The sequence below is a fragment of the Beggiatoa alba B18LD genome, assembly GCF_000245015.1.
GTDB lineage: Bacteria > Pseudomonadota > Gammaproteobacteria > Beggiatoales > Beggiatoaceae > Beggiatoa > Beggiatoa alba.
Map to the genome: position 1 here is coordinate 3,185,119 of NZ_JH600070.1, position 13,102 is coordinate 3,198,220.

Sequence of the window (13,102 nt, forward strand, 5' to 3'; positions counted from 1 at the left end):
AATTGTGTTGTCCCTTGTGTTGCGCGACAAGTTCAAAGTGGTTTGTCGGATAAGTGCTCTTGCTATTATGACGTAACGCTATGTTTTTTTCTGCTCACAGTGTGTGACTAACTCAGCTTTTACTTCCTCAATTTACTTACCCAACGCACGTTTATGCGCGGGAATGGTTTCTAATGCTTAAATTTGTATTAACCTGAGTTCGGCGAGTTTCTTTTAAAAAAGACAACAGCTTGTCTGAATCAGAATTCACAGAATTTTCAGAATTAGCAGAATTAAAAAGCGTGATTTACCTCAATTTTTTGGTTTTAGGGTTTTAAATCCTGTTAATCCTGATTCAGACAAGGTTTTAATCTTGTCTAGTGAATCCCGATAATCTTGATTCAGATTATTAAAAATGCCCCTATGATTAACGAAAAATAATCCCGTTATAACTATCACAACGATTTTAAAATCTTATCTTACAAGTTTTTTTCACATTGAGAAGCCTTAGCAAATTTGCTATTTTTAATTGCTTTTGTCCTTCTACTCACTAGCTAGCGCACAATCCCCATGACTCGATTTATTTTTATTACAGGTGGCGTGGTTTCCTCATTAGGCAAAGGCATCGCCGCCGCATCACTTGCCGCTGTTTTAGAATCCCGCAAAATTAAAGTAACTCTTCTAAAATTAGACCCTTATATTAATGTTGACCCTGGTACAATGAGCCCTTTTCAACATGGGGAAGTTTATGTAACAGACGATGGAGCAGAAACAGATTTAGACTTAGGGCATTATGAACGTTTTGTCCGCACTACCATGTCGCAAGCTAATAATTACACGACAGGGCGGATTTATGCCAACGTCATTAATAAAGAAAGACGAGGCGATTATTTAGGCGCGACGGTGCAAGTCATTCCCCATATTACGGATGAGATTAAACGCTCTATTATCGCAGGCGCAGGCGATGCCGACGTGGCAATGATAGAAATCGGTGGAACAGTTGGCGATATTGAATCCTTACCTTTCTTAGAAGCCTTGCGCCAAATGGCATCTGAACTCGGACGTGAACGGGTTTTATTTATTCACTTAACCCTAGTGCCTTACATTGCTACCGCAGGCGAATTAAAAACCAAACCGACACAGCATTCTGTGAAAGAATTACGTTCTATTGGCATTCAGCCTGATATTTTATTGTGTCGCTCTACCCATCCCCTGCCAGAAAATGAACGCCGTAAGATTGCCTTATTTACCAATGTGGATGAATGGGCAGTAATTTCTCTGGTTGATGCGGATTCTATCTATCGAATTCCCGAACAATTACAACAACAAGGCTTAGACAGATTAGTCTGCGATAAATTTCGTTTAAATACCCCGCCAGCAGATTTAAGCGCATGGACAAAAGTTGTGACCGCATTAGACAACCCCGTTGCCTGTGTCAATGTTGCAATGGTGGGTAAATATGTTGACCTAACTGATGCTTATAAATCCTTATCTGAAGCCCTAAAACATGCAGGAATTCATACCCATACACAAGTTGAAATCACCTATATTGATTCGGAAGAAATCGAAGCCCAAGGCACAGAATGCTTGCGCGGGATGAGCGCGATTTTAGTACCAGGTGGTTTTGGCTTACGTGGGATTGAAGGCAAGATTAAAACGGCACAATTTGCCCGAGAGAATGGCATCCCCTACTTAGGGATTTGTCTAGGAATGCAAGTTGCTGTCATTGAGTTTGCCCGTCATGTCGCAGGCTTGACCAATGCAAACAGTAGCGAATTTGACCAACACACGCCGCACCCTGTTATTGCACTGATTACGGAATGGCTAAACGATGCGGGTGAAATTGAGCGACGCACAGAAAACAGCCATAAAGGCGGAACGATGCGTTTAGGGGGACAAGACTGCCAGTTATCAGAACACAGTTTAATCCGTCGTTTATACGGTAAAAATGTAATTCGTGAACGCCATCGCCATCGTTACGAATTTAATAACCATTATAAAGATTTATTAGAAAAAGCAGGATTAGCTTTTGTTGGTATGTCAACAGATGAACGTTTAGTTGAAGTCATTGAAAACCCTAATCATCCTTGGTTTGTTGGTTGCCAATTCCATCCAGAATTTACCTCGACACCGCGTGACGGTCATCCCTTATTTACAGGCTTTATCAACGCAGCCCGCCAACATGCGAGCTTTGCGCCGATAAAATCTTGATTAATCTATAACCTGAATTCGGCGATTTTTATAAAATAAAACAGAAACCTGCTAGGTTTTCAAAACTTAGCGGGTCTTTTTTTGTCTGAATCAGAATTCACAGAATTTTCAGAATTAGCGGAATTAAAAAACGTTATTCACCTGACTTTTGGGTTTGAGGGTTTTAAATCCTGTTAATCCTGATTCAGACAAGCTGTTATCGTTTAAAAGAAACTCGCCGAACTCAGGTTAATCCATAAAAAAGGGCTGGCAGCTCTTTAAAAACTGCCAGCCCTGATGCTTACTTAACGTTATAAACGACTTAACAACTCGGCTTTCTTAGTGAAAAACTCTTCTTCAGACAGAATATTTTTAGCGCGTAAATCGGCTAATTTTTGAACTTTTTCAAAAATATCTTCTGCCGCCTGTGTTGAGCTTGATGAAGGAGCGTTCGTTGAATTAAAGCTATTCATTGGAACAGGTTGCGGTTGTTGGATGTTAGATGAATTATTGCTATTAAATAAAGTGCCTAAAGTCCCTTGCCCTGATAACAATGGCAGGTTTAAAACATCCACAGTGCCGTATTGACTGCTAAAGAGCAAGGAACTCCCGCCCCCTTGCTGTTGTGAAAAACCACCAATTTGATGGTTTAACGTGTCATAAACGGAAACTTGTCCGTTAATTTCCACCGCTAACCGACATGCATTCGCAAAATAAGCGTAACGAATCCCATTTTGTGAACCGCTTGCGTTAGGCGAACCTAATTCTTTAGGATACCATGTTGATGTTGGACTGATAACAAATGGTTGAGTATAAAGTAACTGACTTAAATCATTACATAAACCATTGACGATATTTTTTAAATTGTAATTAAACATATCGCCCAACATCAACATCCCGCCCTGCATCCACTGCCCCGACCCGCCTAATTCAGGATGACTAAACTGCGCCATCGAGCCGTTACCTTGTGAGACTGCATATAATAAGGTCGTCACTGCATCAACGCTAACCCCGTAACGTTGCGCGAGTTGTTGAACTTGTTGTTGTGCAGCAGGTGTTAAAGATTGCATATTGTTGATTCCAACGTGGGTGTACTAACAGTACATGTGGGAATAAAGGAAAATAACAAGCTTAACGCACTAATATATTAAAAATTTCACCATTACGGTCAATTTGTACGCTAAAACTACGCACATTCCCATCTAATAAAGCCTGTATCCCTGCAATATCTTTCACAACACGTCGACTAATACCAACAATCACATCCCCTTTACGAAAACCCAATTGCCACGCACTACTATTCTTTTTAATATCATGCACAACTACCCCTTGCGAATCCTCTTTCAAGCGCATTCCTGCCAAAAAGCGGTTAATACTCTCTGCTTGAATAGTTTCTGTGCCATCAATTTTAGCCTTTACAGTCATTAGCTTACCATTACGAATAAACCCAATATTGATTTTTTCCTGAATGCGTAATAACCCAATACGGTTGCGCAACTCCGTTGCGTTACTGACAGGTTTATCATTGACGCTAATAATTACATCTCCCGCCTGCAAACCTGCTTGTTCAGCGGCTGACCCGCGTTCTACCCCTGTAATTGCCGCCCCTTTATTCTCTTTTAAGCCAAAAGCATTCGCTAATTCTGCATTAATATCCTGAATTCTAATGCCCAAAGTCCCACGCTGGACTTCACCATACTCAATTAAATGCTGAATAATCTGATTCATCATATTCGTTGGAATGGCAAACCCAATACCGATATTTCCCCCGTTACCGCCCGGTGCAAGAATCGCCGTATTAATACCTATCAATTCCCCGCGCAAATTCACCAACGCCCCGCCAGAATTCCCCGGATTAATAGACGCATCGGTTTGAATAAAATCCTCATAATCCTCAATACCAATACTCCGTCCTAACGCGCTGACAATTCCAGACGTAACGGTTTGCCCTAAGCCAAAAGGATTCCCAATGGCTACCACAAAATCACCAACCCGTACACTATCGGAATTTGCCAATGGAATCGCAACCAAATTTTCAGGTAAGATTTTTAATAACGCTAAATCCGTTTGTGGGTCTGTGCCAACTAATTTCGCACTTAACTGACGACCATCGCGTAACGTCACCGAAATTTCATCAGCCGCCTCAATCACGTGATTATTGGTAACGACATAGCCTAAACTAGCATTAATCACCACCCCAGAGCCTAAACTTTGATTGATTTTCTCACGCGGTTGCTCAGGTAACTCGAAAAAATGCCGAAAAAAAGGGTCATTAAATAACGGATTCTCTTGAATACGCTCCCGCCCTTTTGTAGAAATATTAACAACAGCTGGGGTAATTTTTTCCAACATCGGCGCAAGACTTGGGACAGGTTGTCCATCTACAGCAACAGGCAAATATGCAAAACTGGCAAAACTACTGCAAGCCAATAAAATAAAACTAAGAAACGCAGATAAACGTGACAGTATTAACATAATCCCTCCATGAATCCATCAGCAAACTAGCATAGAAAATAAGGCAGAAGCGACAGATTTAAAGAGAAGTCGACAGGGTTAAATCATGGCTTTAACCAGTTGAAAATAACGCTTCTACCCGCTTGAATGCTAGAATAACTAACAGAATTTTAATAAATTAAATTAACTTCATGACTTACAAAGGAAACAAAGCACTTGAGCGAGGAAATTCTCATCAATGTCACCCCTCGAGAAACCCGTGTTGCCATGGTGGAAAACGGGATGTTGCAAGAGGTTGTGATTGAACGCACCCGTAAAAGAGGTATCGTTAGTAATATCTACAAAGGACGTGTTTGTCGGGTTCTACCTGGTATGCAAGCCGCTTTTGTCGATATTGGACTAGAACGCGCCGCTTTTCTACACGCCTCTGATATTTTACCCCCACCTATCGCGGGGGATTCTAAAGAGGAATGGAAAATTAATGAGTTATTGTATGAAGGACAAAACCTATTAGTACAGGTTATTAAAGACCCATTAGGGACAAAAGGCGCGCGTTTAACCACGCAAATATCTATTCCCTCACGTTATGTCGTCTTAATCCCCTATTCTGCCAATACTATCGGCGTTTCCACCCGCATTGAAAAAGAAGATGAACGCAGACGTTTAAAAGAAATTGTATTGCGTCATATGGGTATGGTTGAACAAGGTGTAATAGACAACCAAAACGACCGCGAAACTTTTGCAACCCGCCCCGCTGAAAATTCGACAGGGACAAATATACGCCCTTGCTTAAATTATGGCTTTATCATTCGTACCGCAGCGGAAGGCGTTTCAGAAGAAATGCTCTGCGCAGATATGGATTTTTTATGTCGACTTTGGCAAGAGATTTTAGAAAAGTCGAGCGAATCTAAACCCTGCTCACGGGTTTACGAAGATTTTTCCCTTGTTATTCGTACTATCCGTGATTTAATGGGAGGAAGTATCGAAAAAGTGCGAATTGATTCACGCGAAACTTATCGAGAGGTTATTAGTTTTGCTGAAAAGTTTATTCCACACATTGTTCCCCTTATAGAACACTATCCTGGTGAACGTCCGATTTTCGATTTATACAATATTGAAGACGAAATTAACCGCGCTTTAGCACGTAAAGTCCCTTTAAAATCTGGTGGTTATCTAGTAATAGACCAAACCGAAGCGATGACTACAATAGATGTGAATACAGGCGCATTTGTTGGAACGCGGAACTTAGAAGAGACGATTTTCAAGACCAATTTAGAAGCAGCACAAGCCATTGCGCGTCAATTACGCTTGCGCAATTTAGGTGGCATTATCATCCTCGATTTTATCGACATGATAGACGCTGAACATAAACGCCAAGTTTTAAAAACCTTGGAAAAGTGTTTAGAAAAAGACCATACCAAGAGCCACATTATCGCCAGTGAAGTCTCTTCTTTAGGCTTAGTACAAATGACACGCAAGCGTACCCGCGAAAGTTTGGAGCATGTGCTGTGTGAAACCTGCCCGACGTGTCAAGGGCGTAGCTCCGTAAAAACAGCGGAAACAGTTTGTTATGAAATTTTCCGTGAAATCCTCCGCGAAGCGCGTCAATTTGAAAACCAAGAGTTTTTAGTACTCGCCTCGCAAGATGTTGTTGATATGATGATAGATGAAGAATCCAATAGCGTTGCCGAATTAGAAACCTTTATTCAACGTTCTATCCGTTTCCAAGTCGAAACTTCTTACACACAAGAACAATTTGATATTGTGTTATTGCGTTAATTCATAGCTTATCGCCATCCATCACAGAGACCTACTAGGTTTTTAAAACCTAGTAGGTCTGTCCAAACACGCGAAAAGATTAAAACCTTGTCTGAATCAGGATTTTCAGGATTAGCAGGATTTAAAATCCTCAAACCCAAAAGTCAGGTGAATCACGCTTTTTAATCCTGAAAATCCTGCTGTTAATCCTGATTGAGACAAGCTGTTGTCTTTTTAAAAGAAACTCACCGAACTCAGGTTATCTATAAAATCTTCTGATTATTCAATCAGATTAACTCTGAAAAAATTTCATCAACTCTAGGAAATTTACCTACTTTACAAAGTTGTATTTCTAAACTAAGATAGTTTCATATAGAGAATAAGTTTATTTATTCTTATATTTTCACCCACAACGCAGGAGGGTATCACGATGAACTTACAATTTTTAATCATTGACCCACAAAACGACTTTGCGAATCCTAAAGGCAATTTATTTGTAGCGGGGGCGGATAAAGATTCTGAACGTTTAGCCGCTATGTTAAAACGGCATTTAGACAAAATTGATGACATTCACGTCACTTTAGATTCGCATCACTGGGTAGATATCGCACATCCTGTTTTTTGGGTGGACAGTAAAGGCAATCATCCCGCGCCATTTACCACGATTACGGTGGATGATGTGCAAACAGGTAAATGGCGAACCACACAACCCAATTGCCAAGCCCGTGCTTTAAATTATGTACAAGCCTTAAAGACAGGTGGTCGTTATGATTTAACCATTTGGCCTCCTCACTGTTTAATCGGACATTATGGGCATAATGTGGTTGACCCTATCGCTAAAACTTTAATTGAGTGGGAAAATCAATTAGCTATCGTCGATATGGTGACAAAAGGCTCTAACCCTTGGACAGAGCACTACAGCGCGGTACAAGCCGATGTGCCAGACCCAGAAGACCCCAGCACACAATTAAATACCCGATTGATTAGCACACTAGAAGATGCAGATTTAATTGCCTTATCAGGACAAGCCTTATCCCACTGTGTTGCGAATACAATTCGAGATATTGCCAATAATTTTGGGGAAGCCAATATTTCCAAAATGGTGTTAATTGAAGATACGACTTCACCCGTATCAGGTTTTGAAGCCTTAGCCGATCAATTTTTGCGGGAAATGAAAGGGCGCGGTATGAGAACGGCAAAATCAACCGAGTTTTTAGTCTAAAAGACTCCGCTTAAGGGGAAAAATCATGCCTAAATTTAATGATATGCAAACGACAACTTTAGCAGGCGGTGGTAATTTCCAATTTTCAGCCATCCGTCCTGATAAGTTGGGCGCGACAGAATACACTTTAGTCACCATTGTGGTTGATATTAGTTGGAGCGTGGACGGTTTTAAAAAAGCTTTGTTAGCGTGTATTAAATCTATTATTCAAGGCTGTCAACGTAGCCCTAGAGCCGATAATTTAATGGTGCGTTTATTGACCTTTAACGACAATCGCCAAGAAGTACATGGGTTTGTCCCTTTAAATCAAATAGACCCGAATAGTTATCCTGAGTTGCAGTGTAGTGGCTCAACAGCGTTATATGACGCTTGTTATGATGCGATTGGTGCGACGAATACTTATGGCAAAACCTTGTTCGACCAAGATTTCGGGGTTAATGCAGCGGTTTATATCATTACTGATGGTGAAGATAATCGCTCAACCGTTACGCCGAAAATGATTGCTAAACAAGTGTATGACATCAGCAAAGATGAGTTTTTAGAATCGATGATAACGGTCTTAGTGGGGGTTAATACGGGGAATAGTACCGCATCAGGTTATTTACAGATTTTTCAAACAGAAGCGGGCTTGAATCAATTTGTTGAAATTGATGCGGCAACGCCTGACAAATTAGCCAAACTTGCGGCATTTGTGGATAAAAGTATTCGTTCACAAAGCCAAGCGTTAGGCACAGGTTCAGCGTCGCAATTGTTGACATTCTAAGCAGAAAGAGAAAGGTAAAACTATCAATGCCCCTATATTATCAAATATAGTAACCGTACCATAAAGTGATTTAAATCTAGGACTGCCAGTCCTTCATGTCGTTTTATAATACGTTTGCTATAGATAAATAGGGGCATTTTTATATTACAGGCTTAATTTGACTTGATAAGCAGGGTCATTTTTTGGATGGGATTGGTTAGTAAAGACAGAGCGGTCATTTTTTAAGGCAATCACTTCAAAGAACGGGGTAAAACGTGCTTCGCTGATGCCGAAAGCTTGTAAAATCTTCCCAAATAAAGCTTGTTCTTGTGGTTCTGCTTGTCCGTCAGATAATGAGGAGTCAATCAGATTCGTTAAAATACACATTTTTTGGGCATCACTTAATAACGGTGTTGCTTCGGCTAAGAAATCATCAATAGAGTGACTTCTCATGTAACGTTGCGCACTTTCTAAGAGTTGACGACTATTTGCGCCAACACCAATAGAACCGCCACTATTTTCCCCGCCTAATACTGCCAGCAATTGCCCAACTTCTTCGTTATCGATTTCTCCATCTGCGCTAATCATGTATAACAACGCGGTTGCAAATGCTAAATGCGGTGTCATGGCTGCGCCTGAATCCCCTTTGAACATATCGAATAAACCCATCTTGCTGACTCCTTTTATAATTTCAGTGAGTAATTAAATGTTACACGATTGTGTGATGACATAATATGGCTAGTTTTATCGATCTCAATATGTAAGAAATTACAAAAAATTTATATTTAATAATAATTATTATTAAATCAGCTAATTAGCTTGATTTTTTGGCGGTATAAGGCTTTGTTTGTTCTGATTCTTATAAAAACACGGTATAACCTAACAACAAGCTGTGTATTGGAATATATCAAGTAAAATTATTGGTAGTGCTAAACAAGAAAGGTTTTAGACAGCTAAAACCTTCTTGTCAGAATCAGGATTTTCAGGATTAACAGGATTTAGAACGCTAAAATAAAAAAACAACGCAAATAAATCTTTTAAATCCTGAAAATCCTGATTCTGACAAACGTCAATCATTTTTATAAGGCAAGGTGATAAAGGTTGTTCATTAAGGATGAATCCTTATAACGCTAGCAATAGGATGATTGATTCTTATCATGCTGTTTGTAGAGTAAATGAGTGTACGTTATAAACAGTGTTTTTCCAAAAGGATAGAACCATGGGTAAACATACTGATCATGAAAACATCTCATCAGCGAGAGGTGTTTCATTAGATAAACGGGTTTCTGCCATTGAGTTAGAGCAATTACGTCAGCAAAAAGATGTAACAGAAATTACCTTAGCATTTCATGAAGCGGGGAATTTATTGGGCACTGATTTGGTGTTAGACACAGTGATTGAGGATGTCGGCAAAACATCATTTACGGATATTTTAGATGAGGAAACAGCCTTAGCATTGGCAAATATGCCACCGTTAGAAACAACACGGAATACAGTGCCAAATATTAATGTTGCTGAAGCCCTCGCCGAAGAAATGCCTACAACAAAATCGCAATCTACTGTGGTAACTGGAGAATATGTGATTCGCTTTCAATTTGGTGTGGGCGCACCTATCAGTGAGTGGAATGAGGAAACATTAGGATGGCGCGAAGCAGGGCAAGGAACTCGTTTTCAAGATATGGAATATCCGCGTTTACGAATTGTTCAGCTTAAAAATAAGTGGCCTGATTATCCTATCGAATTATATAAATTACCTGATTAGCTTGCTGATAATTATCAGTATTTATTAAGATTAAAATGTTGTCACGCGCTTGTTTTTGTCCCGCTTCTTGTAGAGACAGTAAGTGGTGGCATTATTCAGGTTTTTTCTTGTGTTAAATCATGTAGAACTGTTTGTTGTTTTTTCCATGTTTTGATGGCGAAGAGTTGGCGTAGTCTTAACTCTTCACTGATTGCCGCGCCTTTAAACCCTTCAGCAATAATATCTTTCACTGTAATATGTTTTGCAGTTTCAAATGCTTGATAAAAAAAATCAGCTTGTGGATAGACTTTTTCTTCGTGACCAGTACGTCCTTTAAAATCAGCTTGACAGGCTAATAAAAATTGTTCAAACCGTTGAGGACGGCGGAAAGCATCTAATGCAAGTAAGGTTTCTAATAAAGTTTTTGCTTTTAAATTATAAACTTGATGACAGTGTGTGTGATAACGCGCAACCAGAATGGCTAATTCTCGATAGTGTGTTGGAACATGAAATTGTGTACATAATGCCTCGATGAGTGAAACGCCTTTTTCCTCATGACCATAGTGATGTGGCAAAATATCGGGGTTGGTTAAACCCTTGCCAACATCGTGGAGCAATACGGCAAAGATGACACTTGGGTCGGTTGTGAGTTGGCGTGCAGCTTGTAAACACAATAGTGTGTGTATGCCTGTATCAATCTCAGGATGATATTTTTCAGGTTGTGGTACGCCAAATAAGCAATGAATGGCAGGAAAAATTCGCGCTAAAGCCCCGCATTGGTAAAGCACTTCAAAAAAGCGTTGTGGTTTTGCTTCGCCTAAAGCCCGTTGGGTTTCTTGCCAAACACGTTCAGGCACTAAAGCATCTACTTCGCCATTTTCAACCATTGTTTGCATTAAAAATTGTGTTTCTTCCGCAACGTGAAAATCAAAGCGTGCAGCAAAACGCGCAACCCGCAAAATACGGACAGGGTCTTCAATAAATGCAGGAGAAATATGGCGTAAAACGCCTTGTGCTAAGTCCGCACGTCCGTTAAAAGGGTCGTAAATTTGTCCCTCACTGTCTTCTGCAATTGCATTAATCGTTAAATCTCGGCGTTGTAAATCTTCTTCTAACGTTACGTTTGCATCGGCATAAACGGTAAAGCCTGTATAACCTTTGCCTATTTTTCGTTCAGTACGCGCCAGTGCATATTCTTCCTTAGTTTCTGGGTGCAAAAAAACGGGAAAATCTTTGCCGACTTGTTGATAACCCATTGCTAATAGTTGTGTGGGTGTTGCACCAACAACAACCCAATCTTTATCTTGGACAGGGCGGTTGAGCAGTTTATCGCGTACTGCACCACCTACTTGGTAAATCTTCACTTTTATATAACCTTAAGAAAACATGAGCTAAATTAATTTCTGTTTTTTAACATAACACAGTCTAATGATGATGAAGGAAAGACTGCAACGGTTGCAATGCTTTTTGCGGACTTCATTTTTTCCATATATCAAACTTTTTAACCAACGCATTTGCTTTATCAAACACCAGTTGCCCCGCTTTTTTAGCTTGAGTCACTAATAATTGACGGGTTTCAAGTTTTTGATAAGTTTCCATACAGCGAATATAGTGATGATTTTGTGCTGTTGGGAGATGATTCAATAATTGTTGTAGTAAACCCTCCTCAATATTATAACGTCGGTCTGGCGCACTATTGACGGCAATAATGTCGAGGAAACTATCTTGTAATTCGTGATGAATCACGTCTAAAACTGCACAAATCGCTTGGGCTTTTTTTGAACTTTGTGGATTAACAAGGTTATAAGGTGGATTCCATTCTTGAACGGGACTCAGTTTGTCTATATGAGTGACCACTAAAATAATGGGCGGTAGTGGGTGATATTGTGATTCAACAACTTGATAATGTTTGTAGATTTCGGTTAATGCGGCTTTATCAGCATCACGTGCGGCATTATTGGCGGCGCAAGTTAATAGAATAAAATCTGCATTTAATAATTCCGTTTTTAAACGCTTCATCAGTTGTTTGGCTTCTTCCGCTGTTTCGTAGCCTTGTGTTTCTATCAGCAGGCTTTTAAGTCCGTCTAACTCAAATGGATAGCTAGTAACTGTTTGAATATTTGGTAAAACAGTTGTTTCAGGTTGATTTAACAGTGCGTCGATTAAGCTGGATTTACCGACTCCCACTTGTCCAATGATTAAAATGCGTAGCGGTTCAGCGGCAAAAATAGGTTTTTGTATTTCTTCAACTTGTTTAATCGCTTGCGGGTCTTGCAATAGTAATGTGCCACTATACAAGCGAATACTGTAATGTCCAACTTGTTCAATATAACTTTTGAGTACCCATGCTTTTACATTGCTGGAGACAGACCCCATCATTTTTTCTACTGCAAAACTGCGGGCTTCTCGTAGTAATGCGTTGACAGGATTTACAGGCACAGAGGCGATACGGTAAAGGTTGTAATATTTACTCGCAGCGTTCATCCATTGGTAGCCTTGAAATAAGTTAGAAATACTCACAGTGTGACTCAGCGGAATATTTTGCGATAAGGTTTTTTGTAAGTCTGCGCTGACTAATTCAGCAATACGGAGTAAGTGCGGGAGAGATATATCTAAAATAGGATGTGTTGCATTGGGTTTGTAATGATTCGCAACTTTTTGTAAAACCGTTTCTGTTAGGACTATGAGTTTATTAAAATCTTCTAGGGGATATTCGTCAGGATTTACCGCGTTTGCCATTTCTGTGATTTCTTGCCATAACACGGTTGTTTCTGGTGTTGTGGGAATATCTGTCGGCATTGAATTTGTTTTGGTATTAGCAATATATTTTTTGTGATAGTCATAACGTAAATAGAGAATCCATGCCCATGCTAATCCTGCCCAGACAAAACTGATAAATAGCCATTGTCTAAATAGTTCATGTTCCCATAACCATAAAAAACCTAAAACTAACACGATGACTAGGGGCAATACTAATAAACTCAGGGCAATCATCAAACGGGTAAAAAAACTCATG

At 39.9% G+C, this 13,102-nt stretch carries 10 protein-coding genes; 5 read left to right on the forward strand and 5 right to left on the reverse strand.

Features of this window, described 5'->3' with window-relative positions; all coding sequences use genetic code 11:
• Positions 1-549: 549 nt before the first annotated feature.
• A complete protein-coding gene (locus BEGALDRAFT_RS12990; protein WP_002690690.1) occupies positions 550-2,190 on the forward strand; it encodes a CTP synthase in 1,641 nt (546 codons plus the stop codon).
• A 290-nt stretch (positions 2,191-2,480) separates the two neighbouring features.
• Here the strand turns inward: BEGALDRAFT_RS12990 and BEGALDRAFT_RS12995 are convergent, their stop codons facing one another.
• Positions 2,481-3,239, reverse strand: coding sequence for an SHOCT domain-containing protein (locus BEGALDRAFT_RS12995; protein WP_002690692.1), 759 nt, complete (start codon positions 3,237-3,239; stop codon positions 2,481-2,483).
• A gap of 61 nt (positions 3,240-3,300) precedes the next feature.
• Positions 3,301-4,644: a DegQ family serine endoprotease gene (locus BEGALDRAFT_RS13000; RefSeq protein ID WP_002690694.1), complete on the reverse strand. Its 1,344-nt coding sequence runs from the start codon at positions 4,642-4,644 to the stop codon at positions 3,301-3,303.
• Positions 4,645-4,839: 195 nt separating this feature from the next.
• Between BEGALDRAFT_RS13000 and BEGALDRAFT_RS13005 the strand changes: the two genes are divergently transcribed.
• The 3 genes from BEGALDRAFT_RS13005 to BEGALDRAFT_RS13015 all read left to right on the forward strand — a co-directional run bounded on the left by BEGALDRAFT_RS13005 (position 4,840) and on the right by BEGALDRAFT_RS13015 (position 8,366).
• Positions 4,840-6,402 carry an Rne/Rng family ribonuclease gene (locus BEGALDRAFT_RS13005; RefSeq protein WP_002690696.1) on the forward strand — a complete coding sequence of 521 codons (1,563 nt, stop codon included), beginning with the start codon at positions 4,840-4,842 and terminating at the stop codon, positions 6,400-6,402.
• Positions 6,403-6,811: 409 nt separating this feature from the next.
• Positions 6,812-7,603, forward strand: a complete 792-nt coding sequence (locus BEGALDRAFT_RS13010) for a cysteine hydrolase family protein (RefSeq protein WP_002690697.1) — start codon at positions 6,812-6,814, stop codon at positions 7,601-7,603.
• A 25-nt stretch (positions 7,604-7,628) separates the two neighbouring features.
• The gene (locus BEGALDRAFT_RS13015) at positions 7,629-8,366 is read left to right on the forward strand and encodes a vWA domain-containing protein (protein WP_002690698.1); all 738 of its coding nucleotides are present in this window, start codon (positions 7,629-7,631) and stop codon (positions 8,364-8,366) included.
• A 144-nt stretch (positions 8,367-8,510) separates the two neighbouring features.
• Here the strand turns inward: BEGALDRAFT_RS13015 and BEGALDRAFT_RS13020 are convergent, their stop codons facing one another.
• Positions 8,511-9,014, reverse strand: a complete 504-nt coding sequence (locus BEGALDRAFT_RS13020; RefSeq protein WP_002690699.1) for a tellurite resistance TerB family protein — start codon at positions 9,012-9,014, stop codon at positions 8,511-8,513.
• Between the two features lie 550 nt (positions 9,015-9,564).
• Here BEGALDRAFT_RS13020 and BEGALDRAFT_RS13025 point away from each other — a divergent pair.
• Positions 9,565-10,107: a hypothetical protein gene (locus BEGALDRAFT_RS13025; RefSeq protein WP_002690700.1), complete on the forward strand. Its 543-nt coding sequence runs from the start codon at positions 9,565-9,567 to the stop codon at positions 10,105-10,107.
• Positions 10,108-10,202: 95 nt separating this feature from the next.
• Here BEGALDRAFT_RS13025 and BEGALDRAFT_RS13030 read toward each other — a convergent pair whose 3' ends face one another.
• A complete protein-coding gene (locus BEGALDRAFT_RS13030) occupies positions 10,203-11,450 on the reverse strand; it encodes a multifunctional CCA addition/repair protein (protein ID WP_002690702.1) in 1,248 nt (415 codons plus the stop codon).
• Between the two features lie 112 nt (positions 11,451-11,562).
• The gene (locus BEGALDRAFT_RS13035; RefSeq protein WP_002690704.1) at positions 11,563-13,101 is read right to left on the reverse strand and encodes a GTPase family protein; all 1,539 of its coding nucleotides are present in this window, start codon (positions 13,099-13,101) and stop codon (positions 11,563-11,565) included.
• Between the last annotated feature and the right edge of the window lies 1 nt (position 13,102).

Coding starts and splice junctions, on each gene's coding strand:
- BEGALDRAFT_RS12990 (WP_002690690.1), top strand. CDS start 550: ATGACTCGATTTATTTTTATTACAGGTGGCGTGGTTTCCTCATTAGGC.
- BEGALDRAFT_RS12995 (WP_002690692.1), bottom strand. CDS start 3,239: ATGCAATCTTTAACACCTGCTGCACAACAACAAGTTCAACAACTCGCG.
- BEGALDRAFT_RS13000 (WP_002690694.1), bottom strand. CDS start 4,644: ATGTTAATACTGTCACGTTTATCTGCGTTTCTTAGTTTTATTTTATTG.
- BEGALDRAFT_RS13010 (WP_002690697.1), top strand. CDS start 6,812: ATGAACTTACAATTTTTAATCATTGACCCACAAAACGACTTTGCGAAT.
- BEGALDRAFT_RS13015 (WP_002690698.1), top strand. CDS start 7,629: ATGCCTAAATTTAATGATATGCAAACGACAACTTTAGCAGGCGGTGGT.
- BEGALDRAFT_RS13020 (WP_002690699.1), bottom strand. CDS start 9,014: ATGGGTTTATTCGATATGTTCAAAGGGGATTCAGGCGCAGCCATGACA.
- BEGALDRAFT_RS13025 (WP_002690700.1), top strand. CDS start 9,565: ATGGGTAAACATACTGATCATGAAAACATCTCATCAGCGAGAGGTGTT.
- BEGALDRAFT_RS13035 (WP_002690704.1), bottom strand. CDS start 13,101: ATGAGTTTTTTTACCCGTTTGATGATTGCCCTGAGTTTATTAGTATTG.